Genomic DNA, 25,791 nt, shown 5'->3' on the forward strand with positions numbered 1-25,791 from the left:
GCAGCCGCCACTGGCTGCGCTGTGGCGGCCATTTCGGTAAAATGCCGGTTTTCGCCCAACTGCCCGCTGCGCCCGTCATCATGCGCGCCAGGGCGGCCAACCAGGAGGATTTCGGGTGATCAAGTGGATAATCGTCGCGGGCTACCTCGGTGCCATCCTGTATGTGCACTTCCGCGGCAAGGTAAGGCTGAAGATCTGGCGCCAGCTGCTGGACCATTCGGCGCTGGTCGCGCCGATCAACTGCTTTATGTACGCGTTCTCGGGCGTGCCGCGCACGCCGTATATTCCGGTCAAAAATTTCCCCGACCTGGAGAAGCTGCGCGCCGCGTGGCCGGAGATCCGCGACGAAGGCCTGGCGCTGGCCGCGATGCGCAAGATCAAGGCCGCGGACAAGAACGACGACGCCGGCTTCAATTCCTTCTTCAAGTACGGCTGGAAGCGTTTCTACCTGAAGTGGTACGAGGCCCAGCACCCGTCCGCCGAAGTGCTATGCCCTAAGACCGTGGCGCTGCTGCGCGAGCTGCCGAGCGTGAAGGCCGCGATGTTCGCCGAGCTGCCCCCGGGCGGCAAGCTCAATCCGCACCGCGACCCGTTCGCGGGCTCGCTGCGCTACCACCTGGGCCTGGCCACGCCCAACGATGACCGCTGCTTCATCGAGGTCGACGGCGAGCGCCACAGCTGGCGCGACGGCGAGGGCGTGGTGTTCGACGAAACCTACCTGCACTGGGCCGAGAACCGCAGCGACGCCAACCGGCTGATCCTGTTCTGCGATATCGAGCGGCCGATGCGCTATGGCTGGGCCGCCAGGTTCAACCACTGGATGGGCCGCAAGGTCATGACCGCGGCCAGCTCGCCCAATGACGAGCACGACCAGACCGGCATGATCAACAAGCTGTTCCGCTTTGTCTGGCTGGGCGGGCAATATCGCCGCCGCTTCAAGGCGTGGAACCGCCAGCTGTACTACGTGGCCAAGTTCGGCCTGATCGTGGGGGGCGTGGCCCTGGTCATCTTCCTGTAGTACGCGATGTCATCAGCAAAAGAGCCGGCGCAAGCCGGCTCTTTTGCGCTGGGCTGCTTCAGTTCTCGCGGCGGCGCTCGTTGCCCAGCGCCTCGTAGTGCGCGCGCTTGGCTTCGTACATGCGGCTGTCGGCCACCTTGACCGAGTCGGTCAGGCGCTCGCCCTGCACGCAGGTGGCGTGGCCGATAGAGAAGCTCAGGCGCACGCCGGGATAGAAGGTGTTGTTCAGCTCGACCACCTTCTCGATCTGCTCGACCACCGTGGCGGCGCCGCGCTCGTCGCGGCCGGGCAGCAGCACCATGAATTCGTCGCCGCCGATGCGCGCCACGCAGGCCTGCTCGCCCACCGCTTTCTTCAGCACCTCGCCGGTGCGGCGCAGCAGGCCGTCGCCGTCCCCGTGGCCGAACTGGTCGTTGACCACCTTCAGTCCGTTCAAATCCACCGCCACCACGCTGACCGGCCATGGTCCCTTGCGGCCGAGCCGAGCCAGTTCGTCTTCATAGTAGGCGCGGTTGTAGAGCTTGGTCAGCACGTCGTGCTTGCCCAGGAATTCGACATAGGCCTCGGCCTTCTTGCGCGCGGTGATGTCGGTCAGCGACACCAGCACCTGGTCCCAGTCGGCCTCGCAGCCGGGGAAGACCGACCACTGCATGAAGACGTCGACCTGGCGGCCATCGAGCGCGTAGTTGATGACTTCGCGCTGCTGCCACAGCTTCTCGTGCCAGAGGTCGATCAGCTGCTCGGCAAAGTGGATGCGCATGTCGTCGCGGAACACGTCGCCGAGGCGCGACAGCAGGATCTCCTTGGACTCGGCGCCAAACATCAGCAGCGTCTGCCGGTTGACGTCGAGCACGCGGATCTCCTGCATGCAGCGCGAGACGAAGTCCGGATGCACGTTGAGGAAAGTGCGGAAGTCGGTGATGCCGGCTGCGCGCACTTCATCGAGCAGCATCTTGACCGCGCTGAAGTCTTCCACCCACAGCGATACCGGCGAGTGTTCGAACAGGCCAACGGCGTATTGCTCGCTGCGGCGCAGCTCGCGTTCGGTGCGCACGCGCGCGGTGATGTCCTCGATCGACAGCAGTACGCGCTCCCAGCTGCCTTCATGGCCGGGCATCACCGTGGCTTCGAGCCGGATGTCGAGGCGTTCGCCGTCCAGCGTGTAGTTGACGGTCTGGCTGGCAAAGCGGTTGCCGCCGTCCCAGAGCTGGCCGAGTTCTTCCACATGCTGGTCGAACATGTCGTCGCGGAAGACCGTCTCGAGATTGGCGATGAGGTCATCGAGGTCGGCCGCGCGGAACAAGTCGAGCGTGCGCTGGTTGACGCCGATCACGCGGATCAGCGACGAGCATTGCGCCACCTGGTGCGGATTGGCGCGCAGGTAGGCGCGCAGGTCGGTGACCCCGTCGCGGCGCAACTGTTCGAAGTGCACCCGCACGTCGCTGAAGTCTTCCAGCCACAGTGACACCGGGGCGAGCTGGAACAGTGTCTGGTAATCGTCGAAGCTGTTGCCCGGCTCGGTGCCGGCAGGGCGGTTGCGCGATGCCGCGGATGGACTGCTCAAGGCCACTCTCCTTTGTTCTTGTTCCCGTCTGGCGGCGGAGCTCGCAAGTTACCGGGGACCAGCCGGGCCATGGCCGCCGCGCCAGCGCACTAGGATAGGCGAGGCGGCGGCAAATGGGGACAAACCGGCGCAAAAAAGCCGGTCGATCGGGAAGGGCGGATCGGGCCGGTGCTGCAAAAATGCGTAGCGGCAGCGGATGCTCAGCCCGCCAGCTTCTGGACCACGCCGGCGAGTGTGGCCAGCGCGCGCTCGATCTGCGCCGAGCGCGGCGTGCCGCAGTTGATGCGCAGGCAATGGTCGAAGCGACCGGCGTTGGAGAACATCACCCCGGGCATGACGCGGATGCCGGCCTGCAGCGCCTGGTCGAAAACCGCCTCGGACGAGACCTGCGCGGGCATCTCCACCCACAGGTGCATGCCGCCGCGCGGCGAGCCCAGCCGCGTGCCGGCCGGGAAGCTGGCCGCCACCGCCTGGGCGAACCATTCGCGCTGCAGCTGCAGCCGCGTGCGCAGGCGGCGCAGGTGCCGTTCATGCGCGCCGCTGGCGAGGAAGTCCGCCGCCGCCATCTGCGACAGCATCTCGTTGGGCCGCGACAGCCCGAACTTGAGCATTTCCACGCGCGGCTGCCATTTGCCGGCGGCGATCCAGCCGAGCCGCATGCCCGGCGCCAGCACCTTGTGCAGCGAAGCGCAGTGGATCACGTTGCCGCTGCTATCCCAGGCCTTGGCCGCCGCCGGCTGCGTATCGCCGTCGGCGGTGGCGGAGAAGCAGTCGTCCTCGATCAGCGCGATGCCGCGCGCCTCGCACCACTGCACCAGCCGCGCCTTGTGCGCGTCGGGCATGATGCAGCCGAGCGGGTTCTGCAGGTTGGGCACCACCGCCACCGCGCGGATATTGTCGTAGTGCTGTGCCGCCAGTTCGAGCGCTTCGAGCGACATCCCGGTCTGCGGGCTGCACGGGATTTCCAGCGCGCGCATGCCGAGGCTTTCGAGGATCTGCAGCAGCCCGTAGTAGGTGGGCGATTCCACCGCGATCACGTCGCCCGGGCCGGCCACCGCGCGCAGCGCCAGGTTGAGCGCCTCGGTACAGCCGTGCGTGATGACGATCTCCTCCGGCGCCAGCTGCATCCGCGCGTGCAGCGCCTGGCGCGCGATGGCGCCGCGCAGCGGCGCATGGCCCTCCGGCTCGACCGCCTCGGCGAACAGCATCGGATGCCGGCGCAGGGCGCGCGCCGCGGCGCTGCGCAGCGCATCGGCGGGATACAGCGAGGGCGCGCAGTAGGCGCCGCCCAGGTTGGTATGGACATGCTGGTGCTGGCTGCGCGCCAGCAGCCCCGAAATGCGCTGGTGGATGCCGACGTACTGCGCGGGATCGGGCAGCGCTGCGTCGGGCTCGGTCAGCGGCGCGAGCGGCGCGCGCTGGGGCGCCGAAACAAAATAGCCGGCGCGCGGGCGGGCTTCGAGCAGGCCGTCGCTCTCCAGCTGGCGGCAGGCCTGCAGCGCCGTGGACAGGCTGACGCCGTGCAGTCCCATCAGCGCGCGCACGGAGGGCATGCGGTCGCCGGCGGTCAGGGTGCCGGCTTCGATGGCGCGGCGGTAGTGGCCGGCAACCTGGCGGTAGAGCGGGGTGGATTCCATGGCGGCATGGTGGCGCGGAAGGCCATCGGGTTACAGATACAGATGCGGGGCCTCTGTATCGTAACAGCCCCGGTTTTGCCTTGCTGTTACGGTCGAGGTCGCACGGGGGTGTGCCTGCCGCGCGCGAGAGGCGGTCGATAGGCTGGAGTCCTGTGCCTGTTACCGGAGCCAAGCCATGCCAAGCGTATCGATCGACACTTCAGCAGCCGTCCCGCAGGTGTCAGCCACGCGCCTGTCCGCCGGGCAATGCCTGCATCTGCATGTGCCAGCGGGTACGGTGCTGCATGCCGGCGCAGGGCAGGTCGAGATCAGCGGGCCGCCGCAATGGCTGGCCGAAACCTGCCACATTCCGCGCCGGCGCCTGCGTGCGGGCGAGTCCCTGACCATGCCGGCGCGAGGCTGGGTGCAGGTGGCGGCGGGCTGCGACGCCGTCTTTACCATCGCGGTGCCGCCTGGCCTGTTCTCCCGCCTGGCGGCGCTGCTGGAGTGGCGCAAGCGCCGCGTGCCATGGCTATCGCGGCACCAGCCGCAATCGATTGCCGACCCGGCGCCCGAAAAACTATAAAATTGCGCTCCGGCCGGACCTGGCACATTGGTGTGCCCAACCCCCCCGGCCGCAGTTCCCGGGTTCCCCATGCTACGTCTAAGTGAAGTCAAACTCCCGCTCGACCATGCCGAAGCCGACCTGGACGCCGCCGTGCGTACCAGCGCCGCGCAGATCGGTGTCAAGGGAGACGGCCTGATCGGCTATACCGTATTCCGCCGCGCCCACGATGCGCGCAAGCGCTCCGACATCAAGCTGACCTACATCATCGATCTCGAAGTCAGCGACGAAGCCGCGGCGCGCAAGCGCATGGCCGGCAAGCCCAACTGGAGCGTGACGCCCGATATGGAGTACCACTTCGTCGCGCGCGCCCCGCAGGGCGGGCCCGCGCTGCGGCCGGTGGTGATCGGCATGGGCCCGTGCGGGCTGCTCGCCGGCCTGATCCTGGCGCAATCCGGCTTCCGCCCGATCGTGCTGGAGCGCGGCAAGGAAGTGCGCGAGCGCACCAAGGACACGTTCGGCCTGTGGCGCAAGAGCGTGCTCAACCCGGAGTCGAACGTGCAGTTCGGCGAAGGCGGCGCGGGCACGTTCTCGGACGGCAAGCTGTACAGCCAGATCAAGGACCCGAAGCACTACGGGCGCAAGGTGCTGAACGAGTTCGTGCGCGCCGGCGCGCCGGAAGACATCCTGTACAAGGCGCGCCCGCATATCGGCACTTTCCGCCTGGTCAGCATGGTCGAGAAGATGCGCGCCGAGATCATCGAGCTGGGCGGCGAGATCCGCTTCGAAACGCGCGTCGACGATATCGACATCGACGGCGGCAAGGTGCGCGGCCTGAAGCTGTCGAATGGCGAGTACCTGGAAGCCGACCACGTCATCATGGCGGTCGGCCACAGCGCGCGCGATACCTTCCAGATGCTGCACGACCGCGGCGTGTTCATGGAGGCCAAGCCGTTCTCGCTGGGCTTCCGCATCGAGCATCCGCAGGGCCTGATCAACCGCAGCCGCTTCGGCAAGTTCGCCGGCAACAAGCTGCTGGGCGCGGCCGACTACAAGGTGGTGCACCACTGCAGCAACGGGCGTTCGGTGTACAGCTTCTGCATGTGCCCGGGCGGCACGGTGGTGGCGGCGGCGTCGGAGCCGGGGCGCGTGGTGACCAACGGCATGAGCCAGTACAAGCGCGCCGAGCGCAATGCCAACGCCGGCATCGTGGTCGGCATCACGCCGGAAGACTATCCGGGCGGCCCGCTGGCCGGCATCGAGTTCCAGCGCAAGTGGGAAGAGCGCGCGTTCGAGCTTGGCGGCAGCAACTACAACGCGCCGGGACAGCTGGTGGGCGACTTTATCGCCGGCCGTGCGTCGACGTCGCTGGGCTCGGTCGAGCCTTCGTACAAGCCGGGCGTGACGCCGACCGACCTGAGCACGTCATTGCCCGACTACGTGATCGAGGCGATCCGCGAAGGCATTCCGGAGATCGACAAGAAGCTGCCCGGCTTCGCGCTGCATGACGCGGTGCTGACCGGCGTGGAGACGCGCACCTCGTCGCCGCTGCGCATCCGCCGTAACAACGACGACTACCAGAGCATCAACGTCAGGGGCCTGTACCCGGCGGGCGAGGGCGCTGGCTATGCCGGCGGCATCTACTCGGCCGCGATCGATGGCATCGAGGTGGCCGAGGCGGTGGCGCTCAGCATCGTCGGCGGCAAGCAGGCTTAGGTTTGCCTCAGATACGCCGCGGCGCCCAGCGCCGCGGTGCGTCCGCTGGCGAAGCATGCCGTCAGCAGGTAGCCGCCGGTGGGCGCTTCCCAGTCCAGCATTTCGCCCGCGCAGAAGACGCCCGGCAGGGCGCGCAGCATCAGCCGTTCATCCATCGCTTCGAAACGCACGCCGCCGGCGCTGCTGATGACCTCGTCAATCGGACGCGGGCGCAGCAGGCGCAACGGCAGCGCCTTGAGCGATACGGCCAGCGTGCCGGGATCCTGCATCGCATCTTTCGTCAGGCATTCGCGCAGCAGCCCGGCCTTGACGCCGGTGATGCCGAGCCGGCTCTGCAGGTGGCTCGACAGCGAACGCGAGCCGCGCGGATGGTTCACTTCGTTGCCGACCTGTTCCGCGGTGTGCGAGGGCAGCAGGTCGAGGTGGATCACCGCGCTGCCATCGGCTTCGAGCCGGTCGCGCATCGGCGCCGATAACGCATAGACCAGGCTGCCTTCGATGCCCGTAGCGCTGATGACGAACTCGCCCTGGCGATAGTGCGCGTTGCCATCGCGATCGGTCAGTGCGATCGCCACCGGCTTGACCGGCGTGCCGGCGAAACGGTCGGCAAACGATTCGCTCCATGCCACATCGAAACCGCAGTTAGCCGGCCGCAGCGGCGCGATATCGACGCCACGGTCAGCCAGCCGCGGCACCCACGCACCATCCGATCCCAGCCGCGCCCAGCTTGCGCCGCCGAGCGCCAGCACCACGGCACGCGCGGGCACCGGCACTTCGCCATGCGGCGTGGCGAAGCGCAGCACGTGCAGCGCTCCCTGATCCCGGTCCTCCCAACCCAGCCAGCGATGCCGCATATGGAACTGCACGCCGGCCTCGCGCAACCGGTGCAGCCATGCGCGCAGCATCGGCGCGGCCTTCATGTCGGTCGGGAAAACGCGGCCCGAGCTGCCGACGAAGGTGTCGATGCCAAGCCCGTGCACCCACTCGCGCAGCGCCTGCGGGCCGAAGTCCGCAAGCATCGGCGCGATCTGCGCGGCACGGGCGCCATAGCGGCCGAGGAAGGCCGGTTCCGGCTCGGCATGCGTGAGGTTCATGCCGCCCTTGCCGGCCATCAGGAACTTGCGCCCGACCGACGGCATCGCGTCATAGACCGCCACGCTGGCGCCTTGCGCCACCAGCACTTCGGCAGCCATCAGCCCGGCCGGTCCTCCGCCGATGATGGCGACATCTGGTGGGTTGGCGGTGGCAGCGGGAGGCGTGGCAGGGGACATGGGGCGCTCGGCAAGGACAGCAGTGTTTCCGCCGCGGATTATAGAGCCTGCGGCAGCGCTAGAATGACGGTTTGCCCGGTATCCCCATCATGCCCTCCGCCGCCACTTCCGCAGACGCTGTCATCGCCGCCACCCGCCACTGGCTTGAGCGCGCGGTGATCGGGCTCAACCTGTGCCCATTTGCCAAGAGTGTTTATGTGAAGGAGCAGGTGCGCTACGTGGTCAGCACCGCCACCGAAGCGCCGGATGTGCTGGGTGAACTCGAGCGCGAGTTGCGCCTGCTCGATGAGACGGATCCGGCGGAGATCGACACCACGCTGCTGATCCTGCCCCACGCGGTGGCCGATTTCCTCGACTACAACGACCTGCTGTACTTCGCCGACCGCCTGCTCGGCAGCCTGGGCCTGGAAGGCACGCTGCAGATCGCCAGCTTCCATCCGCAGTACCAGTTCGCCGATAGCGAGCCTGACGACATCGAGAACTACACCAACCGCGCACCGTATCCGATCCTGCACTTGCTGCGCGAGGACAGCATCGCGCGCGCGGCGGCGGCCTTCCCGGATGCGGCGGATATCTACGAGCGCAACCAGGCAACCATGCGCCGCCTGGGGCATGCGGGCTGGCGCCGCGTGATGGCGGGCGAGGACGAAGCCGAAGACAAAGCCGAAGACAAAGCCACCGGCAAGAACCCGCCCCCGAAAGACTGACTTACGCTGGCTCGGCCGGCTTGTCCGAAACCGGGGCGGTGAAGAAGCGCTCGTTCATCTCTTCCAGTCCCAGCGTTTCCAGCACGTTCTGCAGCCGCTCCGCCGGGCGCCGGCGCGGCAGGTCCTTGTACTGGGCGATGATCAGCTCGTTCTTCATCGAGTGTTCCCAGCCCACCAGCTCGGTCACGCTGACCTGGTAGCCATGCGCCTCCAGCTGCAGGCAGCGCAGCACATTGGTCACCTGGCTGCCGAATTCGCGCGTATGCAGCGGGTGGCGCCAGATCTCGGTCAGCGGATTGCCCGCCAGCAGCTTGCCCTTGTGCTTGCGCAGCACGCTGGCCACTTCGGCCTGGCAACAGGGCACCAGCACGATGTGCTGCGCGCGCTTGGCCAGCGCGAAGCGGATGGCGTCGTCGGTGGCGGTATTGCACGCATGCAGCGCGGTGACCACGTCGACGGTCGGCGGCAACTGTGGCGAGGTGATCGAGTCCGCCACCGACAGGTTCAGGAACGACATCCCGGGAAAGCCCAGCCGCGCTGCCAGCGCCTGCGAGGTCTTCACCAGTTCCTCGCGCGTCTCGATGCCGTAGATATGGGAATCGTCCTTCAAGGCCTTGAAGAACAGGTCGTACAGGATGAAGCCGAGGTACGACTTGCCGGCGCCATGGTCGACCAGCGTGACACGGCCGCGCTCATCCTTGACCTGCTGCAGCAGCGGCTCGATGAACTGGAACAGGTGGTAGACCTGCTTTAGCTTGCGCCGGCTGTCCTGGTTCATCTTGCCGTCGCGCGTCAGGATATGGAGTTCCTTGAGCAGCTCGAGGGACTGGCCGGGGCGGATTTCGTGGGTATTTGACATGGGGACTGCACAGGCTGCGGGACGCGGCGCGTCCCGGAAATGCCGACAGTTTACCGAAAAGTCCGGCGATGCCATCCGCTGATGGCCTGGCCCACCCCTCCTCGGCGGGGGCCGTTGCCCGCTCAAGTTTCGTACTCCCGCTGCCGATGGTCTTGGATCGATAACAAGTGGAGCGCCAGCCGTCCGGGCACGCGCTGTCCGCCAGCGCGGGCAGGCCGCCGTGGCCGAGCGCCATGCAGCTCCGCAACCAACGTCAGGGGACTCATGATGCACGAGTCGGGATTGCGCCTGGAGCTGACCGAGCCAGGTGAGCAGGTGCATGCACGCTACACACCGGAGCCAGGCAGGCTGGCTCCGGATCACGCCAGCCTGAGGCAGTGCCTGGACAGCCACGGCTGGGCCGGCGCGAGGCTGGATGCACGCGCGGTCGCGCAGTTCCTGCAGCAGTGCCAGCGCGCCGAGCATGAGATCGACGCCGCCATCGGTGTGCTCGTCGATGGCGCGTTCGAGCTCGATATCACGGACGACGGCCTGGCCGCGCGGCTCACGCTGATGCCCGCCGAAGGCGGCCGCCCGGTCACGGAGGACGAGATCCGCCGCGCCGTCGCCGAGCGCGGCGTGGTGGCGCCGATCCAGGCGCTGGCGCTCGACGCCGCGCTGGCCGAAGGCCGCAGCGAGCTGCGCACCATCGCCGCCGGCGTGGCGCCGCGCCAGGGCGAGCCGGCACGCTTCGTCAACCTGCTGCAGCCGCGCAAGCCAGTGCAGGCCGATGAGGACGATTCGCGCGTCGACCTGCGCGACCTCGGCAACCTGCTGCTGGTCAGTCCCGGCATGCCGCTGATGCGCCGCATCCCGGCGGTGCCCGGCCATGATGGCGTCGACGTGTTCGGCAAGCCCATTGCCGCCGATCCGATGGACGATCCGCCCTTTGCCGAGGGCCTGACCGGCGCCGCCGCCGATCCCGACGACCCCGACCTGCTGGTTGCCGTGATCGCCGGCGCCCCAGTAGCCGGCGTGCATGGCATCGCCGTCAGCCCGGTGGTGCAGGTGGAGGCGGTCGACCTGCATTCGGGCAACGTCGCATTTGACGGCACGCTGCGGGTGGCGGGCGATATCCGTACCGGCATGTCGGTGCGCGTCAGCGGCGACGTGCTGGTCGAAGGCACCATCGAAGCCGCCGACATCGACGCCGGCGGCAATGTCGTGGTCAAGGGCGGCATCATCGGCAAGTCCGAGACCGGCCATGCCGACGGCGGCATCAGCCGCGCCAGCGTGCGCTGCAAGGGCGCGGTCAAGGCCCGCTTCATCGAGAACGCCGTGGTCGAGGCCGGTACCGAGGTGAACGTCGACAGCGGCATCCGCCAGAGCGATGTTGCCGCGGGCGCGCGCATCGTGGTCGGAGGCCCCGGCGTGCAGGGCAGCATCAGCGGCGGGCGCACGCGCGCCATGCTGGCGGTGCACGCCGCGGTGCTCGGCAGTCCTGCCGGCAGCGCCACCAGCGTGCAGGTGGGACTGAATCCCTATGCCGACGCGCAACGCGCCGCGCTCGAGGCAGACCGCCGGCGGCTGCTGGACGAGCAGAACAAGGTCAGGCAGCTGGTGGCGTTCTTTGCCAGGCATCCGGAGAAGGCCGTCGGCGACCTGCGCGAGAAGGCGCGTGCCACGCTGTTCAAGCTCTCGCGTGACCTGTTCGAGCTGGAAGGCCGCCTGGCCGAACTGGGCCAGCAGATGCAGCCCGCAGCCGGTGCCGTCATCGACGCGGCACGGCGCATCCATGGCGGCGTCACGCTGCAGGTGGGCAGCCGCGTGCTCAAGGTGGTGGAAGACAAGCCCGGTGGCCAGATCCGCCTCGTCGACGACCGTATTGAGGTGACGTGAGCGTGACCTGTGCGTGACCTGTGCCCGCATCAGCGCGCGCGCTTCCCCGCGCCCGAATTTGTACTATCCTGCAGGTATGTCCTGGGGTGCCGCAGGATGGGCGAGAGAGCTAGTCTCGGGCAGTGAATGCAGAAGCGGACCAGCAAACTGTGGAAGCGTTACACGGAACCGACTCACGTGGCACTTGAGATACCGGAAGGCCAGCCAATGCGGCTGGCCTTCCTGCTTTTGCACGTCCCCTGCATCGCGCGCGATCCGACCTACACTGAAGGTGCAACCAGTCTTCTACAGGAGGTTGCTATGACTGCCGCACTGATCACGGCACTGGCGCTGATCGCCCTGGTGGCCTGTGCCGCCTTTGCCATCTGGATCATGCGCGAAAAGAATCCGACGCTGCTGCAGCAGCAGGAGCAGTCGGTACGCACATGGTTCGACCATATGATTCACCGCCACTAGCGCCGCACCGCAGCCTGGCGGTACGTGCCGCAAGAGCCCGCCGTGCCGGCGGGCTTTTTCATGGCGCCGGCCTCATGGTGCGATCTCATGCCGCCGACAGGCGCAGTTCGTGCAGCCCGCTGCGCTCGACCCGCGTGCCGAGCGTGCGTCCTTCATAGGCGAACATCGCCAGCAGCCAGGCGATGTCGACTTCGCCCGCATATTCGAGCCGGAAATGGCTGCGCCGCAGCGGAACCAGCCGCAGGTCTGCGTTGCCTGCCGCATCGAAGCGGACGAATACCATCAGCGCCAGGTCCGGCCGGTAGTCGTCGTAGCCGCCGATGCCCTCGTAGTCGTTGATGAAGTCGCCGCAGCCATAAAGGATGGGCTTGCCGGCATGCAGCTCGATGCCGAGCGGATGGTGCGAGGAATGCCCATGCACGATATCCACGCCGGCCCGCTCCACCAGCCCGTGCGCGAAGGCGCGTTGCGCCGGGTCGATGTCGTAGCCCCAGTTGCCACCCCAGTGGATCGATGCCACCACGAGGTCGCCGGCACGCTTGTCCCTGCCAATCCACGCGGCAATGCGGTCGCACGAGGCGGCGGACCAGTCATCCAGCAGGTTCACGCCGGAGTGGCCGGCGGTGGCGCGCCATGCAGCGGGCGTGCCGCAGTTATGCATGGCGAAGGCAAATACCGCGACGCGCCCGCCGCCCGGCCGCGGCAGCCACGCCGGCCGCATCGCGCTGTCCTCATCGGGGCCGGCACCGGCATGCGCGATACGCGCGGCATCGAGCGCCGCCAGCGTATCGGCCAGGCCAGCGCGTCCCCAGTCGAGCACATGGTTGTTGGCCAGTGACACGCAGTCGATGCCTGCCGCCTGCAGGCAATCGACATTGTCCGGATGCATGCGGTAATGCACGGCCTTGCCGGGCCATGCGTCGTCGCTGGTGGTGATCGCCGTCTCCAGGTTGGCAATGCGCGGCCATGCGCCGCGACTGTCGAGTTCGGCAAGCGCATCGCCCCACGGATACGCGGGCGCCACCGGATGAGCGATCGGGCCCGCCTTGCGCTCGGCCAGGCGCACATAGTCGAGCGCCGAATGCACATACGACTCGTGGAGCAGCGGCTGGCTGGGATGCGCCAGGATCTGGTCGATGCCGCGCCCGGTCATCACATCGCCGCACAGGAACAGGGGAGGGTGGCTGGTTGTGTCCATTTGCGCAGCCGGCCGGCGCCCGTTTGCACCGTGCCGGCGTTGCTTCCATGATAGGCGGGCACGGCGCCATGATCGCGTTGCGGCACTTGAGCGGGGCGCGCTGCACGCCGCGTTTACATTCGCCGGGGGCCTGCCTTAAATGGTGAAGTCATCGGTCCTCGTGGCCATCTTCCTGCACCCCGGCAGCCGCGCGTCGTCCGATGTTTCCAAACCCGCATCGGGAGGCTGATCATGGGCCAGTTATCGCAAGAACATATCGAATCACTAAAGGCGCAAATGCGCGGACGGCTGCTGCAGCCCGCCGACGCCGCCTACGATGATGCCCGCCGCATCTGGAACGCAATGATCGACCGCCGGCCGCAACTGATCGTGCAGGCCGCCGGCGTCGCCGACGTGATCGCCGCGGTCAACTTTGCGCGCGAGCACGGTGTGCTGCTGGCAATACGCGGCGGCGGCCACAATATCGGCGGGCTGGCGATCTGCGACGGCGGCATGGTGCTCGACCTGACGGCGATGCGCTCGGTGCGCATTGACCCGCGGGCACAGCGTGCCTGGGTAGAGCCCGGCGCCACGCTGCGCGACTTCGACCATGAGGCGCAGGCCTTCGGGCTGGCCACGCCGCTGGGCATCAACTCGACCACCGGCGTCGCGGGTCTGACCCTTGGCGGCGGCTTCGGCTGGCTCAGCCGCAAGTTCGGCACCACCGTCGACAACCTGGTCTCGGCGCAGGTGGTCACTGCCGACGGCAAGCTGCTGCGCGCCAGCGCCGACGAGCACCCCGACCTGTTCTGGGCACTGCGCGGCGGCGGCGGCAATTTCGGCGTGGTCACAATGTTCGAGTTCCGGCTGCACCCCGTCGGCCCCGAGGTCTATGGCGGCCTGATCATCTACCCCCTCGAGCAGGGTCCCACCGTGCTGCCGGCCTTTCGCGAGCAGTTCAAGTCGATGCCGGATGAATTGACGGTATGGGCGGTGTTGCGCCAGGCCCCACCGCTGCCGTTCCTGCCACCGGAGGCGCATGGCAAGCCGATCATGGCGCTGGCGATCTGCTATATCGGCCCGCCGGAGCATGGCGCCGCGCTGGTCGAGCCGCTGCGCAAACTGGGCACGCCTTATGGCGAGCATGTCGGACCGATGCCGTTCACGGCATGGCAGCAGGCCTTCGATCCCTTGCTGACGCCGGGAGCGCGCAACTACTGGAAATCGCACAACTTCGCCGGGCTCGACGACGGCCTGATCGCGATGCTGGTCGAGCAGATCGGCAAGCTGCCGTCGCCGCAATGCGAGGTGTTCGTCGGCGCGATGGGCGGCCAGACCAACCGCGTGGCGCCGGACGCCACCGCCTATGCCAACCGCGACGCGCAGTTCATCATGAACCTGCACGGGCGCTGGGACACGCCGGCCGAGGACGACGCGTGCATCGGCTGGGCCCGCGAAGTATTCCGCGCCGCGGCGCCGTTCGCGCTGGGCAGCGTCTACGTCAATTTCCTGACGCAGGAAGAAACCGACCGCATCGGCGCCGCCTACGGTCCCAACTTCGCACGGCTGGTCGAGGTCAAGCGCCGCTACGACCCGGGCAACCTGTTCCGCCACAACCACAACATCAACCCGGCGGCATAGCGCGCGCAGGCGTTCACGCGGCTGCAACACTGGCGTGCCAGCATCGGCGCGACCGCGATGTATCCGACAGGAGGAGCAGATGAGACCGGGCGAGGCAGAGCTGGTACGGCGCATCCACAATGAAGTGGCCGACTACTACGACGAAGAGATCGAACTGGAGCTGGACGACCGCGAAGCCAGCGAAGCCTTCGGCGACCCGGTACATCTGCCCGAAGGGGCCGAGCAGGACAGCCGCCGCCACTATTTCCGCGAGCTGTTCCGCCTGCAGGGCGAGCTGGTCAGGCTGCAGAGCTGGGTCGCGGCCACCGGCCACAAGCTGGTGATCCTGTTCGAAGGGCGTGACGCCGCCGGCAAGGGCGGCGTGATCAAGCGCATCACGCAGCGGCTGAACCCGCGCGTATGCCGCGTGGCCGCGCTGCCCGCGCCCAACGACCGCGAACGCACCCAGTGGTACTTCCAGCGCTACGCGGCGCAACTGCCCGCGGCAGGCGAGATCGTGCTGTTCGACCGCAGCTGGTACAACCGCGCCGGCGTCGAGCGCGTGATGGGGTTCTGCAACGACGAGCAGTACGAAGAATTCTTCCGCTCGGTGCCAGAGTTCGAGAAGATGCTGGTGCGCTCCGGCATCCAGGTCGTCAAGTACTGGTTCTCGATCACGCACGACGAACAGCGCCTGCGCTTCCTCAGCCGTATCCACGATCCGCTCAAGCAATGGAAGCTCAGCCCGATGGACCTGGAATCGCAGCGGCGCTGGGAGGACTACACCAAGGCCAAGGAGATCATGCTCGAGCGCACCCACATCCCCGAGGCGCCGTGGTGGGTGGTGCAGGCCGACGACAAGAAGCGCGCACGGCTGAACTGCATCCACCACCTGCTCAGCCTGGTGCCTTACCAGGACGTGGACGCACCCACGATCGTGCTGCCGGCGCGCGAGCGGCATGAGGACTATGTGCGGCATCCGGTGCCGCAAGAGATGTTCGTGCCGGAAGTGTACTGACGCACCTGGCGTTAGGGTAAGTGCGGAGTGCGGTATCGGCCCCGCAGCGGCAGCGCTCCCTATAATGAAAACGGCCACCTGGCAAACAAGGGTGGCCGTGCATCGTGGACCTGTTTGCTTTTTGGGCGACCATGCTTGTCGCCTACCTCCTGATGAAGCACGCTGGCTGCTTCAGCCAGCCGGTGCTCTATCCCGACTTCGACCATCCGTTCCGGTATTGGTGGGCGCGGCGGTTGGGGCGGTAGCCTGCCTCTCCCCGTTTGCCGGAACGCCATGGCCGACGCGTCTGCGGTGGCATCATGCGCGCCGTGGGCAGACGCCATGCGCTAGATGCCGCGAGGATGGGAGCTTATCGAGACGGAAGAAGATCCGCTTGCGCTGGCCTGGGCCGCGCTTCGGAGATCAGGCAACAAAAAACCCGGAGAGCGTGAGGGCTGTCCGGGTTTGCGTGGGCGATGCCCTGAATTCTTTTTGGTGCCGAAGAGAGGCGATTTCCGTTGTCATACTCCTTAAAAATCAACGAGTTAAATCCTATTCGTGGCGCCGTCGCGCAATGCCAAGCACGGAAAGTTCACCCAGATCCGACTGATCCGGATGTTCTGACTACCGCCAGGGGGCCGGCCGAGTATTCCCGGCCTCCGACGGCGGCGCAGGTCATTCCGGCTGAATGCCGGCGGCTTTGATTGCCTCAGACCATTTGACGGTCTCGCTGCGCACGAACGCTGCCAGTTCTTCTGGCGTCGATGGGAAGGGTTGGCCTCCTGTCCGGCTGAAGTGTTCGGTAGCCGCCGGGCTCGTCAGCCCATGCCGAATCAGCTGGCTCATGCGCGCGACGACGGGTTTCGGCGTGGTGGCAGGAAAGAAGGCAGCAACCCAGGCCGTCATCTCATACCCTGCCAGGCCGCTTTCCGCCATGGTCGGAACATTGGCGAGCAGGGGATGGCGCCTGGACGTGGTCACGGCGACTGCGCGCAGCTTGCCGTTCTGGATCAGGGGCAGGGCCGGATTGATGTCGGAAATCATAAAGTCGACCTGGTGGCCCATCAAGTCGGTCAGGCCCTGCGGCACGCCCTTGTAGGGCACATGCAGTGCCGGTGCGCCGCTCATCATCTTGTAGAGCTCACTGGCGACCCGGGTGGAGGAACTGCCGCTGGCGAAGGTCAACTTGCCTTGCCGGCTTTTCGCCAGCGTGGTCAGTTCTGAGACCTTCTGCACCGGGCTGTCGGATGGCACCACCAGGACCAATCCGCTTCTTGCGATCAACGACACCGGCGCGTAGTCCTTGATGGGATCATAGGGCAGCTTTTTGAACAGGGACGCATTGGCCGCGTGGGTGGTATTTGTCGTGATGAGCATCGTGTAGCCATCGCCGGGCGCAGTCGCGACCGCCGTTGCCGCGATGAAGCCGTTGGCACCGGGGCGGTTTTCCACGACGACGGACTGTCCGGTCTGGTCAGTGATAATCCGCGCGATGTAGCGCGCGATGTTGTCCGTGCCACTGCCTGCAGGGAACGGCACCACGACACGGATCGGCTTGTCCGGATACTCGTTGAGGCCCGCTGCCCACACCCATTGCGGGGCCGCGGAAGCAGCGGCCAGTCCGGACAGCAGGGCGAGCATGCGCCGCCGGGGAAATCGCTGGATCATCTTGTCTCCTCCCGCATCTCGGGATCTGATGGATTGACTTGGCCGAGCTTGCGTCAAGACAGCGGATCGTGTGCGCGAATGACAATCAGCTCACACGTCCCGTCCGCCGATTCGAGGCTGAGTTCCGCACCGTCGGGAACGTAGACCCACTCCCCGGTCCCGGCTGCGAAGCGCTCCTCTTCAATGTGCCCGTGGAGCGTGCCGCCACGCACGAAGAGCACCTGCTCGGTCTCGCCAAGCCTGTGCGGCTCGGCGCCGCCATCGGGATCAAGTTCGACCATATAGATGTCGAGAAAGCGGGAATTGACGGTCTCGCGTGTGATGACCGGCCTGACGAGCGCGCCACGGTAGTGCGGCAGCGCGATCGGTTCGGTGCTGGCAGGAACGTCGCGGACATCGGCAGCACCGGTCTGAAGGCGTGGGTCGTCCGGGCCGGCCGCGGTCACTGCAGCGTTCGGGTTTTCGCTGTACGGCGGCGCGTAGACCACCATCACCTGTACCGGTTCGTCGCTGATGACCTCGAAGCGATGGAAGACGCCGGCGGCGTTGAAGCTCCAGTCACCCGCGCGCAAGATGCGCTGCTTTCCCGGTAGTTCGCCAAGACCCTCGCCGGCGAGCAGGAACGACGCCTGCTCAAGATTCGGGTGTGCATGCGGCAACGCGCCGTGGCCCCGCGAAATCGTGCCCAGCAGGACCTCGAGCCGGCGCGCGCCGACAGTCTCCTTGCCGATGATGCGCTGGTTCGCCGTTCCCGTATGGTTGTCCGGTGCGTACGCGGGCACGTCAGCGGCCCGCCGTACATAGGATGATGTCATTCGGATGTCTCCTCGCTTGAAGGTGAAATCTGTCGCGCTCAGCGACGGCTGTCGGGGATGGCGAGCGCGGGGTAGTGCTCGGTCAGCTTGGCGGGCATTTCCACGTCCAGGATGAACCGGTCGCCGCGATACCAGAACTCCCCTGCCAGCAGTACATTGCCGTCGACGTCCAGCGTCGACCGGACGATCCTGGCAATAGGCGCCCCGAAGCCATAGGCGAGGTCGCGCGCCAGGATGTAGTCGGCCGGCTCCACTGTCATGGTCTGCTGCATCATGCCAAGGCGGTCACCTTCGACCTGGCGCAGCAGGTGACCGAGCTTGTGGTGTCTTTCGCCACCGCGGGGAAAGCGGGCAAAGACTGACGAGGCCACATACACCTCGATCAGGCAGAATGGCGTGCCGCCATGCAAATGCAGTTTGCGGACCATGACATAACTGTCCAGCGGCGTGCCGCGGCGGGCCAGCCCCGGCCGCAGCGCCACGCCCTCGCGCAGTTCGAGGATGCGGATTTCCAGTTCGCTGCCATGGGCCGATTCGTCATTGATGGCGGAGCGCAGGCCTTCTCCGGGTGCTGGCGGCTGCTTCATGACGTGGGTGCCACGACCGCGCTGGCTGCTGATTAGCCCCTCTTCCGTCAGCGCGGCAAAGGCCTGGCGCACGGTGACCTTGGCGATCCCGTAGCTTTGGGCGAGGCTGTCCACGGTTGGTAGCTGCATGCCCACCGGGTACTCGCCTGACACGATCTTGTGCCGGATGACGCTGGCGAGTTGTCGATATCGCGTCACGCCGCCGGTGCCGTCGTCGGCGAGGATGACGCTCTCGTTGGCCGCAGCGCTGGTCGCATTGCTGGTCATGACAACAACTCCCGCGGCACGCGCACGGGCATGGTAAGCAGAATCTGCGCCATTCCCTTGCCGAGCGGATCATTGCGCAGCGACGCCATGCCACCGCCATCCAGTGCCGACTCGCAGACAAAGTTCATGGCGTCGAAGCCAGGCAGGTCGTAGCAGGTCACCGGCCCTTTCACAAGGTAGCCAAGCCACTCCGCCACGCGCGCCACCGTCACTTCCGCCCGCAGCACGGGCAGGTACGCCGGCCGGCGGGCGATCAGTCCGATGTTCGAGGTATCCCCCTTGTCGCCGCTACGGCCATAGGCAAGCCGGATCAGCGGAACTTCGACGGTGTCGCTTTCTGCCGGGCCCGTGGCCGGCGCTTCCGCGAGTGAAGACGCCACCGGGGCGACGGGTACCGCCTGGCCGCCCGAAGGAACAGTGACGCCGCTGCGTACGCCGTCTATCACCACCGCCGGGATCAAGGTGCCCTTGTCGAGCAGGAATGCATACTGGCGGATCGATGGCGAGGGACTGGAACGCCCGCCAGCCGAGCCCGTCGTGCCCGGCGCCCAACTGGTCCCCGCCGCGGCAATTTCCCGCGCGAACAATTCCAGCGCCGCCTTCTCGGGATGCATAACCGCCAGCCGCATCACCGCCTCGCGGGTGTGACGGACGGCAGCATGTGGCCCAAAGCAGGACTCCGCTCCCAGCACCTCAACGTGGGTGCGGCTGTAGTCTCCCCACCCGTTCTCCCCGAACAGCTTGCGCGTGCGGGCAAGGATCGCCTGCGCCGTGCGTTCCGCCTTGGCCACCGCGTCGATGCCGACGATGGAAAGCTGGGCATTGCAGCGAAAGCCGTCGATATAGGTGGCACAGACCTTGTAGGCATTGCCTGGGGCCCGCCCGCGCGCGCCGCTGACTTCCACCAGGTCGGCTGCGGCCTGCCGAAGGGTTACCTGCGTGAAATCGCAGGTGACGTCTGGCAGCAGATAGGTGGCCGGGTCGCCGATCTCGTACAACACCTGCTCGCCGACCGTGGCGGTATTGACCAGTCCCCCCGTGGCGGGGGGCTTGCCGACCAGGAAGGTGCCGTCGGCACGGCACTCGACCACCGGATAGCCGATGTCGTGCCAGTCCGGGACGCTTTCCCAGTCGGTATGCAAGCCGCCCGTGGCCTGGCACCCGCACTCGATGATGTGCCCGGCCAGACTGCCTTGCGCCAGGCGGTCATAGTCGTCGGCCTGCCAACCGAACTCGTGCATCAGCACGCCGAGCGTCACGGCACTGTCCACGCAGCGTCCGGTGATGACGATCTGGGCTCCCTGGTCCAGCGCCTGTTTGATCGGCAAGGCCCCCAGGTACGCGTTGGCGCTGACTACCTTCTCCGGAAGGGGGCGGCCTTTCTGCATGTCCTGCACACCGGCTTCGCGCAGGTGTGGAAGCAGGGGCATCACGTCATCGCCTTCCACCACGGCGATGCGCACTGTCAGGCCCTGTTCCGCGGCCAGCGCGGCAATGGCCTGCGCACACCCGTGCGGGTTCATGCCGCCGGCATTGCTGACCACGCGGATCCCGCGCGCGGCAATTTCTCCGAGCAGGTGCTTCATTGTCACCGTCACGAAATCGGTGGCGTAACCCAGTTCCGGCTTGCGCAATCGGGCGGCGGCGAGAATCGACATGGTCAGTTCGGCCAGGTAGTCGAACACCAGGTAATCGATATCGCCGTGGCGCACAAGCTGTGGCGCGCCAACGCTGCTGTCGCCCCAGAACCCGGAAGCCCCGCCAATGCGTACCGTTTTCACGTCCATTCCCATCTCCCTATCTGCCAGTCCACAAGGGCTCGCGCTTCTCGCGGAATGCCAGCTGGCCTTCGCGCGCGTCCTCGGTCAGTGCAAAGAGCCCGATCTGGCTTTCCGTGAACGCCATGGACTGCTCGAACGACATGTTTTCCGTATGCTTGAGCGTGTACAGCCCCCGACGAATGGCGGCGGGCGAATTGTTCAGCAGGCGGGCCAGCAGCAAGTCCAGCCTGGCGTCGAGAGCGTCGCTGACATCGTTGACGAGTCCTGCGGCCAGCGCTTCCCTCGCGGACAGCGGCTCGCCGCACAGGCACAATTCGGTGAGCGTGCGGCGTGGCACCAGGTGCTGCAGCACGCTCAAGACCTGTGCCGGGAACAAGCCCAGCTTGACCTCCGGCAGGCCGAAGCGGGCGCCTTCGCTGGCGATCGCCAGATCGCACATCGCCATCAGCCCCATGCCGCCCGCCATGCAGGCGCCGTTGACACGGGCGATCAGCGGTACCGTCGACTGTCTGGCGCAGCGGAAAAGGTCCGCCATCCCCAGGTAGGGCTCGGCGTAATCGAAGGCAAAGGATCTGCCGGTCTGCAGATCGGCGCCGGCGCAGAACGCCTGCTCGCCCGTTCCGGTAATGACCACAGCGCGGATGTCGGCATCACGATCGGCGCGCAGGATGCCGTCGCGAAGTCCCTGCACTACGCCCGGCGTGATGGCATTGCGGCGCCCCGGGCGGTTGATGGTCAGGTAGAGCACTGCGCCCCGGACCTCGCTCAGCAATTCTTCACTCATGGCTGGTTTCTCCTTTGGCGTGGAGCGCTTTCGGCCAGTCCCCCAAGATGCCGGACGCGTGCAGCGCATCGATGGTGGCGTCGTCGTAGCCGGCCTCACGCAGTACCTCGCGGCTGTGCTCACCCAGGCCAGGTGCATGGCGGCGGCTGGTCGGTGGGGTGCCATGCCATTCGCTGGGCACCGCCATCTCCCGGATACGCCCGACGGCCGGGTGGTCCGATTCGCTGAAGAAGCTGATGTCCTGCAAATGCGGATCGTCCAGCAGCGACTCGAACGTGTGCATCGGAAAGACCGGAACATCGGCCTCCTTGAGCAGGGTGCGCCATTCCTCGGTGCTGCGCCTGGCCATTTCGTTGCTGACCATGGCATACAGGTCGGTGATGTGGGCGGTGCGGGTGTTGATGTTGGCGAAGCGCGGATCGGTGTCATACAACTCAGGCTTGCCAATGACCCGGAGGAAGGCCCGCCAATGGTGATCGTGATAGATCAGGCAGCAGACATGTCCGTCCTTCGTCTTATACGGGCGCCGCTCGGGCGAGAGCAGTCGCGGATAGCCGAAGCCGCCCTTCGGCGGGACGAAGGTCTCGCCATACAGGTGGTCTCCCATCACATAGGGAACCATCGTCTCGAACATGGGCACATCAACGCGCTGGCCCTTGCCAGTGCTCATGCGCGAATACAGGGCGGCGCAGATCACACCGAAAGCATAGAGCCCCACCGAGCGATCCGCGATGGTGATGGGCAGATACCGGGGACTGTCGCCGCTGCCCAGCGAAACGGCCAGCGGCAGGCCGGTTGCGGCCTGGATCAGGTCATCGAAGGCAGCCTGGGGCGCGTAGCGTCCCCGCTGCGAAAAGCCGAACATGCCGACATAGACCAGGCGCGGATTGATGGCCGACAGCGTTTCATAGTCCAGCCCCAGCCGCTGCATCGCCTGCGGGCGCACGTTGTAGGCCAGCACGTCGGCATCCCGTACCAGGCAAAGCAGGGCCTCACGCCCCGCGGGCGCTTTCAGGTCAAGCACGATGCTGCGCTTGTTGCGATTCAGACCCAGGAATAGCGGGCCCATCTTCTCATCGCCGCAGGGACCGATGCCGCGCGTACTGTCTCCGCCCGGAGGCTCGACCTTGATCACGTCGGCGCCCAGGTCAGCCAGCATCTGGGTGGCAGAAGGCCCCATGAATACTGACGTGATGTCGACGACTTTCACGCCGGCCAGCGGCCCCGTTGTCTCCTCTTTCTTCATATCCTTTTCATCCCGTTGGGGCAATGTATGACGGCTGGCCGGAAGGCCGCCGTTCCGTGCCGATCGGCCGCGACCTCGGGCTTGCAACAACGCATCGTTCATCGGTCGGTCTCCGGCTGGATTAACTCAGTTGAATTCGTCCACCATCATCGGCTGCAAGCTTTCATCGACCGGTGTCGTGCGGTCAGCGACCAGGATCTGGTTAGCGTGGACCGCGGTCGAGCGCAAGACGTTCTGGTATCGGCTTCTTGATTCTCGAGATGGTGTGGGTCTTCACCTGGCGCGCCCACGGCCCATCGATGGTGCGCAGATTCCTGGGCACAAGATGCGCCAGGCCAAGCTCGTCACTGAGCTGCGAAATGGCCGTCTCGACATCGAGTGAGAGGTTGGTGACCAGAATGTCGTCGCCATGGAAGACGAGGCTGTTCGACCAGAGGAAGCCGATCGGCGCCCCGTTGCGATCGATGCCGCCGAAATCGCCGAGCTTGGCAATGACCCGGCCTTGCGTCGGCTCGAGCACGAGAATCTCGTTGGACTGGTTGCACGCGATCCAGAGGTTGTCGTGCTCGTCGATGATCAGGCCGTCGGGTCCGCCGCCGATCCGGTTGACGAAGACTTCAGGGGTGCCGGGCTCGAGCGTCGGGCCGCTCACCGGTATCCTGACAACGATGTCGTTCGCCGTATTGGCAACGAACAATGCCGTCTTCTTGTTGTTGAACGCCAGGCCATTGGCGCCGATGGTCGGTGGTATCCGCGTGGGCTTCAGCAGCGCGCTGGTGACCCAGGCCGTCCCTTCGCCGCCATCGGGTCCGACCTTCCAGATGATCCCCTGATGGGCGTCGGTCACGTAGACGTTTCCGGCGGGGTCGAACGTCAACCCGTCGAGGCCGGGGTTCTTGCCGGTGACCGTCATGAACACGGACGAGGCACCCGTCCTGGGGTCGACGCTCAGGACCTTCGCACCCTTGTAGTCGACGACGAGCAACTGGCCCGTCCGGGGATGGAAGCCGAGGTCAAGCAACAATCTGCTCGAGCCCTTGATGGTGACAGTGCGCAGGTGCTTGCCCCGCGGATCGAACACAAGTAGCGTGCCCTCGCTCGTCCTGGGCTTGTTCGCCGCCACCGTGACGACGTAGACATTGCCCTCGCGGTCCACGGTGATCCCCTCGGGATGCGCCTCACCAGCGGGCAACTTGGCGAAGGTTTCGACCTTGCCGCGTTCCCACGCTCTTGTGGCTAGCGGCGTCGCCAGCAAAGCGAGCAACAACAGCATCGGCAGTATCGACATCCTCTCGGCTTTGATCATTCTCATCTTGCACTCTCTCAATCTCGCGGATTGATGGATCGTCACTGATTGATCTGATCGGTGTCGTACACGCTGGCCTGTAAGGAGCAGAGGAACGGCACCGCGCAGGCCGGCGAGCGGCCTGCCTTGGTGTCAGTCGCTTCTTATCCCTCGATAACGTCGGTGCCGTTACCGCGGACGTAGGGCACCGGTCCGATGCCGCGCGCAGCCGCGAGAGCCTGGATCGCGTACTGGATCGAGAGTGCGTCATTGAGCGAGTGGAACGTGCCGTCCTCGTTGAAGCTCACCTGCGCGCCTTCGATCCAGGCGATGGTGATCGTGTCCTCGGTGTTGTCCTCGGGGGTGTAGAAGGTGTGCACCGAGCCGCCGGGTTCGTACAGGTAGGAGCCGGCCGTCTGCGGCTGGTCAGGGTACTCGCGATACTTCCAGCAGCCCTGGATTGTCCACACCTGCGCCGTTCCGGTGTGGTAGTGAATCGGAAGGGAACAGCCGGGTTCCACGATGGCCATGATGACCCACTCACCACGCTCCGGGTCCATGCGCAGCGGCCTGATGTGGATGCCCGGAAAGACATCCTTGATCAGCGGGATCTGCTCGATATTGACGGTCAGGAGCTTGTCCTGCGGCAAGGCGGGCAGCGGCAGCTTGGCGCCGGTGGACGTCGTGGGCTGTGTAAGTACTCTTGCAGTCATGAGTTGTCTCCGTTTGTTAGAGGATGTGAATCCTTGAGAAGGAAGTCGCCCTTTGACGACACGGAAGAGGGACGCCGCTTCGGCGGGGAACTCAGTACGGCGGCAACGCGCCGGAGGAATAGAAGCGCCCAGTGCAACGGCGAAGCCTGGCTAACGGGCTTGCATGTCAAGTTGATACTTCTAAAGTTCTAATGTTGGAATGTTAGTGGCTGAGGAAGGATTTTTCTGCCCCTTGTTTACCCTAGGGGCTGAACGACCAGGATTTTTAGCCTTACTTGCGCTCGCCAGCGGCCCTGCGAGGTTCGGTAATGGCAGGCACCGCCTTCAATGCGGACGCCGGGATGTCAATTTCGGAGACGTAGCGGTCACCCCGATACCATGTGACGCCGGCGTAGAGTACGTTGCCTTTGTTATCAAGAAGACGTCGCGACATCTTCGCGACGGGTGTGGCGAACGGGATTTTCAGCATGTCGCACAGGGGAAAATCCGCCGGCATTACGGTCAACCGTTGTCGCACACGTTTGCCCCGCGAGCCCAGTTCATCGAGCAGCGCGGCGAGAAGCTTTTTGTTCCTGGCGGTGTCCTTGGGCAATGCGTCGAAGACCAGGGTCAACACATAGATCTCCGCGTAGCAGAACGGCTCGCCGGAATAGGTGTGTAGCTTGCGGACACAGACGTACTCGCCGTCCGACCGGTCGCCCGGTCCGAGCAGTTCCTGCGGCACCTTGGTGCGGCGCCGGACTTCGAGTACTTCGAAGGCGAGCGCCTCCGGCGCCGCGAACGGATCGTTGATCGCCAGTTCGAGGTCGCCGGTGGCGGCGGGCAGGGCAGCCACGTGGGTCCCGATGCCTCGCTGGCTACGAATCAGGCCTTCCTTGGAAAGCAGCTCATACGCCTGCCGGACGGTAACGACGGCCACGCCCAGGTCAGCGGCGAGCTGCGTTATCGGCGGCAGCAGCATGCCGAGCGGATACTCGCCCTTTGCGATCCGGTGCCTCAGCAACGAGGCCAGCCGCTGATATTGCGCAACGCCCCGTTCAGCCGACAGGTCCGGCCACTCATTCCCCGTAGTTCGATCGTCCGTCATTCCAGTTGCCTGACACTCAGAACCTTGGAGTATGCCCCAGAAAAACGGGTGGCCCCTTAGCTGGCAGGCGTCCACCGTCGGTCGGCCGGAACCGGCTGCGTCGAGATGTGGCGC

Annotated in this window: 22 protein-coding genes; 8 read left to right on the forward strand and 14 right to left on the reverse strand. The window is 66.1% G+C overall.

Translation table 11 applies throughout. From position 1 onward, the window contains the following. Positions 1 to 115: 115 nt before the first annotated feature. The gene (lpxO, locus tag AC5WJ1_RS04245) at positions 116 to 1,018 is read left to right on the forward strand and encodes a lipid A hydroxylase LpxO (protein ID WP_133094091.1); all 903 of its coding nucleotides are present in this window, start codon (positions 116 to 118) and stop codon (positions 1,016 to 1,018) included. A gap of 58 nt (positions 1,019 to 1,076) precedes the next feature. Here the strand turns inward: lpxO and AC5WJ1_RS04250 are convergent, their stop codons facing one another. Further along, positions 1,077 to 2,582 (reverse strand): sensor domain-containing diguanylate cyclase, encoded by a 1,506-nt coding sequence (locus tag AC5WJ1_RS04250; protein WP_195428203.1) that lies wholly within the window; start codon positions 2,580 to 2,582, stop codon positions 1,077 to 1,079. A 200-nt stretch (positions 2,583 to 2,782) separates the two neighbouring features. Further along, positions 2,783 to 4,219: an aminotransferase-like domain-containing protein gene (locus AC5WJ1_RS04255; protein WP_195428192.1), complete on the reverse strand. Its 1,437-nt coding sequence runs from the start codon at positions 4,217 to 4,219 to the stop codon at positions 2,783 to 2,785. Positions 4,220 to 4,394: 175 nt separating this feature from the next. Between AC5WJ1_RS04255 and AC5WJ1_RS04260 the strand changes: the two genes are divergently transcribed. After that, positions 4,395 to 4,784, forward strand: a complete 390-nt coding sequence (locus AC5WJ1_RS04260) for a hypothetical protein (protein ID WP_240745934.1) — start codon at positions 4,395 to 4,397, stop codon at positions 4,782 to 4,784. 69 nt (positions 4,785 to 4,853) lie between these two features. Next, positions 4,854 to 6,479: an NAD(P)/FAD-dependent oxidoreductase gene (locus tag AC5WJ1_RS04265; protein WP_195428190.1), complete on the forward strand. Its 1,626-nt coding sequence runs from the start codon at positions 4,854 to 4,856 to the stop codon at positions 6,477 to 6,479. On the opposite strand, the gene AC5WJ1_RS04270 is transcribed toward AC5WJ1_RS04265, so the two are convergent. Beyond that, positions 6,476 to 7,750 carry a TIGR03862 family flavoprotein gene (locus AC5WJ1_RS04270; RefSeq protein ID WP_135704828.1) on the reverse strand — a complete coding sequence of 425 codons (1,275 nt, stop codon included), beginning with the start codon at positions 7,748 to 7,750 and terminating at the stop codon, positions 6,476 to 6,478. The two genes, AC5WJ1_RS04265 and AC5WJ1_RS04270, sit on opposite strands and share 4 nt — an antisense overlap. Before the next feature lie 89 nt (positions 7,751 to 7,839). Between AC5WJ1_RS04270 and AC5WJ1_RS04275 the strand changes: the two genes are divergently transcribed. After that, positions 7,840 to 8,457 carry a DUF1415 domain-containing protein gene (locus AC5WJ1_RS04275; protein WP_135704829.1) on the forward strand — a complete coding sequence of 206 codons (618 nt, stop codon included), beginning with the start codon at positions 7,840 to 7,842 and terminating at the stop codon, positions 8,455 to 8,457. A 1-nt stretch (position 8,458) separates the two neighbouring features. Here AC5WJ1_RS04275 and AC5WJ1_RS04280 read toward each other — a convergent pair whose 3' ends face one another. Further along, a complete protein-coding gene (locus AC5WJ1_RS04280; RefSeq protein ID WP_133094097.1) occupies positions 8,459 to 9,316 on the reverse strand; it encodes a class I SAM-dependent methyltransferase in 858 nt (285 codons plus the stop codon). Positions 9,317 to 9,580: 264 nt separating this feature from the next. Here AC5WJ1_RS04280 and AC5WJ1_RS04285 point away from each other — a divergent pair, with 264 nt between their 5' ends. Together AC5WJ1_RS04285 and AC5WJ1_RS04290 are read left to right on the forward strand one after the other, a co-directional pair. After that, positions 9,581 to 11,194 (forward strand): flagellar assembly protein A, encoded by a 1,614-nt coding sequence (locus AC5WJ1_RS04285; protein ID WP_195428188.1) that lies wholly within the window; start codon positions 9,581 to 9,583, stop codon positions 11,192 to 11,194. A gap of 126 nt (positions 11,195 to 11,320) precedes the next feature. Then, the gene (locus tag AC5WJ1_RS04290; RefSeq protein ID WP_133094099.1) at positions 11,321 to 11,650 is read left to right on the forward strand and encodes a hypothetical protein; all 330 of its coding nucleotides are present in this window, start codon (positions 11,321 to 11,323) and stop codon (positions 11,648 to 11,650) included. Positions 11,651 to 11,735: 85 nt separating this feature from the next. Here the strand turns inward: AC5WJ1_RS04290 and AC5WJ1_RS04295 are convergent, their stop codons facing one another. Next, positions 11,736 to 12,848 carry a CapA family protein gene (locus AC5WJ1_RS04295; RefSeq protein WP_133094100.1) on the reverse strand — a complete coding sequence of 371 codons (1,113 nt, stop codon included), beginning with the start codon at positions 12,846 to 12,848 and terminating at the stop codon, positions 11,736 to 11,738. Positions 12,849 to 13,079: 231 nt separating this feature from the next. Here AC5WJ1_RS04295 and AC5WJ1_RS04300 point away from each other — a divergent pair, with 231 nt between their 5' ends. Continuing rightward, the gene (locus AC5WJ1_RS04300) at positions 13,080 to 14,468 is read left to right on the forward strand and encodes an FAD-binding oxidoreductase (RefSeq protein WP_494476376.1); all 1,389 of its coding nucleotides are present in this window, start codon (positions 13,080 to 13,082) and stop codon (positions 14,466 to 14,468) included. Between the two features lie 79 nt (positions 14,469 to 14,547). Continuing rightward, complete coding sequence (gene ppk2, locus AC5WJ1_RS04305; protein WP_135704832.1) at positions 14,548 to 15,465, forward strand: polyphosphate kinase 2; 918 nt, start codon at positions 14,548 to 14,550, stop codon at positions 15,463 to 15,465. 654 nt (positions 15,466 to 16,119) lie between these two features. Here ppk2 and AC5WJ1_RS04310 read toward each other — a convergent pair. The 9 genes from AC5WJ1_RS04310 to AC5WJ1_RS04350 all read right to left on the reverse strand — a co-directional run bounded on the left by AC5WJ1_RS04310 (position 16,120) and on the right by AC5WJ1_RS04350 (position 25,677). Then, a complete protein-coding gene (locus AC5WJ1_RS04310; RefSeq protein ID WP_135704833.1) occupies positions 16,120 to 17,112 on the reverse strand; it encodes a Bug family tripartite tricarboxylate transporter substrate binding protein in 993 nt (330 codons plus the stop codon). Between the two features lie 53 nt (positions 17,113 to 17,165). Continuing rightward, the gene (locus tag AC5WJ1_RS04315; RefSeq protein ID WP_195428186.1) at positions 17,166 to 17,927 is read right to left on the reverse strand and encodes a cupin domain-containing protein; all 762 of its coding nucleotides are present in this window, start codon (positions 17,925 to 17,927) and stop codon (positions 17,166 to 17,168) included. A 38-nt stretch (positions 17,928 to 17,965) separates the two neighbouring features. Beyond that, a complete protein-coding gene (locus tag AC5WJ1_RS04320) occupies positions 17,966 to 18,781 on the reverse strand; it encodes a GntR family transcriptional regulator (RefSeq protein WP_195428183.1) in 816 nt (271 codons plus the stop codon). Continuing rightward, positions 18,778 to 20,568, reverse strand: a complete 1,791-nt coding sequence (locus tag AC5WJ1_RS04325) for an acyclic terpene utilization AtuA family protein (RefSeq protein WP_195428181.1) — start codon at positions 20,566 to 20,568, stop codon at positions 18,778 to 18,780. The genes AC5WJ1_RS04320 and AC5WJ1_RS04325 overlap by 4 nt, the downstream gene beginning before the upstream one ends. Before the next feature lie 10 nt (positions 20,569 to 20,578). Further along, positions 20,579 to 21,346, reverse strand: coding sequence for an enoyl-CoA hydratase/isomerase family protein (locus tag AC5WJ1_RS04330; protein WP_195428180.1), 768 nt, complete (start codon positions 21,344 to 21,346; stop codon positions 20,579 to 20,581). After that, complete coding sequence (locus AC5WJ1_RS04335) at positions 21,339 to 22,592, reverse strand: CaiB/BaiF CoA transferase family protein (protein ID WP_195428178.1); 1,254 nt, start codon at positions 22,590 to 22,592, stop codon at positions 21,339 to 21,341. Before AC5WJ1_RS04335 ends, AC5WJ1_RS04330 begins: the two co-directional genes overlap by 8 nt. Before the next feature lie 202 nt (positions 22,593 to 22,794). Beyond that, a complete protein-coding gene (locus tag AC5WJ1_RS04340) occupies positions 22,795 to 23,898 on the reverse strand; it encodes an SMP-30/gluconolactonase/LRE family protein (protein WP_255519759.1) in 1,104 nt (367 codons plus the stop codon). A gap of 143 nt (positions 23,899 to 24,041) precedes the next feature. Further along, positions 24,042 to 24,590 carry a 2,4'-dihydroxyacetophenone dioxygenase family protein gene (locus AC5WJ1_RS04345; RefSeq protein WP_133094108.1) on the reverse strand — a complete coding sequence of 183 codons (549 nt, stop codon included), beginning with the start codon at positions 24,588 to 24,590 and terminating at the stop codon, positions 24,042 to 24,044. 271 nt (positions 24,591 to 24,861) lie between these two features. Beyond that, positions 24,862 to 25,677: a GntR family transcriptional regulator gene (locus tag AC5WJ1_RS04350; RefSeq protein ID WP_135704839.1), complete on the reverse strand. Its 816-nt coding sequence runs from the start codon at positions 25,675 to 25,677 to the stop codon at positions 24,862 to 24,864. Positions 25,678 to 25,791: the final 114 nt, after the last annotated feature.

The organism is Cupriavidus sp. MEYA8, assembly GCF_059278825.1.

Coding starts and splice junctions, on each gene's coding strand:
- AC5WJ1_RS04265 (WP_195428190.1), top strand. CDS start 4,854: ATGCTACGTCTAAGTGAAGTCAAACTCCCGCTCGACCATGCCGAAGCC.
- AC5WJ1_RS04340 (WP_255519759.1), bottom strand. CDS start 23,898: ATGATCAAAGCCGAGAGGATGTCGATACTGCCGATGCTGTTGTTGCTC.
- AC5WJ1_RS04275 (WP_135704829.1), top strand. CDS start 7,840: ATGCCCTCCGCCGCCACTTCCGCAGACGCTGTCATCGCCGCCACCCGC.
- AC5WJ1_RS04295 (WP_133094100.1), bottom strand. CDS start 12,848: ATGGACACAACCAGCCACCCTCCCCTGTTCCTGTGCGGCGATGTGATG.
- AC5WJ1_RS04310 (WP_135704833.1), bottom strand. CDS start 17,112: ATGATCCAGCGATTTCCCCGGCGGCGCATGCTCGCCCTGCTGTCCGGA.
- AC5WJ1_RS04320 (WP_195428183.1), bottom strand. CDS start 18,781: ATGACCAGCAATGCGACCAGCGCTGCGGCCAACGAGAGCGTCATCCTC.
- AC5WJ1_RS04270 (WP_135704828.1), bottom strand. CDS start 7,750: ATGTCCCCTGCCACGCCTCCCGCTGCCACCGCCAACCCACCAGATGTC.
- AC5WJ1_RS04315 (WP_195428186.1), bottom strand. CDS start 17,927: ATGACATCATCCTATGTACGGCGGGCCGCTGACGTGCCCGCGTACGCA.
- AC5WJ1_RS04335 (WP_195428178.1), bottom strand. CDS start 22,592: ATGAAGAAAGAGGAGACAACGGGGCCGCTGGCCGGCGTGAAAGTCGTC.
- AC5WJ1_RS04325 (WP_195428181.1), bottom strand. CDS start 20,568: ATGGACGTGAAAACGGTACGCATTGGCGGGGCTTCCGGGTTCTGGGGC.
- ppk2 (WP_135704832.1), top strand. CDS start 14,548: ATGAGACCGGGCGAGGCAGAGCTGGTACGGCGCATCCACAATGAAGTG.
- AC5WJ1_RS04280 (WP_133094097.1), bottom strand. CDS start 9,316: ATGTCAAATACCCACGAAATCCGCCCCGGCCAGTCCCTCGAGCTGCTC.
- AC5WJ1_RS04300 (WP_494476376.1), top strand. CDS start 13,080: ATGGGCCAGTTATCGCAAGAACATATCGAATCACTAAAGGCGCAAATG.
- AC5WJ1_RS04260 (WP_240745934.1), top strand. CDS start 4,395: ATGCCAAGCGTATCGATCGACACTTCAGCAGCCGTCCCGCAGGTGTCA.
- AC5WJ1_RS04345 (WP_133094108.1), bottom strand. CDS start 24,590: ATGACTGCAAGAGTACTTACACAGCCCACGACGTCCACCGGCGCCAAG.
- AC5WJ1_RS04285 (WP_195428188.1), top strand. CDS start 9,581: ATGATGCACGAGTCGGGATTGCGCCTGGAGCTGACCGAGCCAGGTGAG.
- AC5WJ1_RS04255 (WP_195428192.1), bottom strand. CDS start 4,219: ATGGAATCCACCCCGCTCTACCGCCAGGTTGCCGGCCACTACCGCCGC.
- AC5WJ1_RS04330 (WP_195428180.1), bottom strand. CDS start 21,346: ATGAGTGAAGAATTGCTGAGCGAGGTCCGGGGCGCAGTGCTCTACCTG.
- AC5WJ1_RS04290 (WP_133094099.1), top strand. CDS start 11,321: ATGCAGAAGCGGACCAGCAAACTGTGGAAGCGTTACACGGAACCGACT.
- AC5WJ1_RS04350 (WP_135704839.1), bottom strand. CDS start 25,677: ATGACGGACGATCGAACTACGGGGAATGAGTGGCCGGACCTGTCGGCT.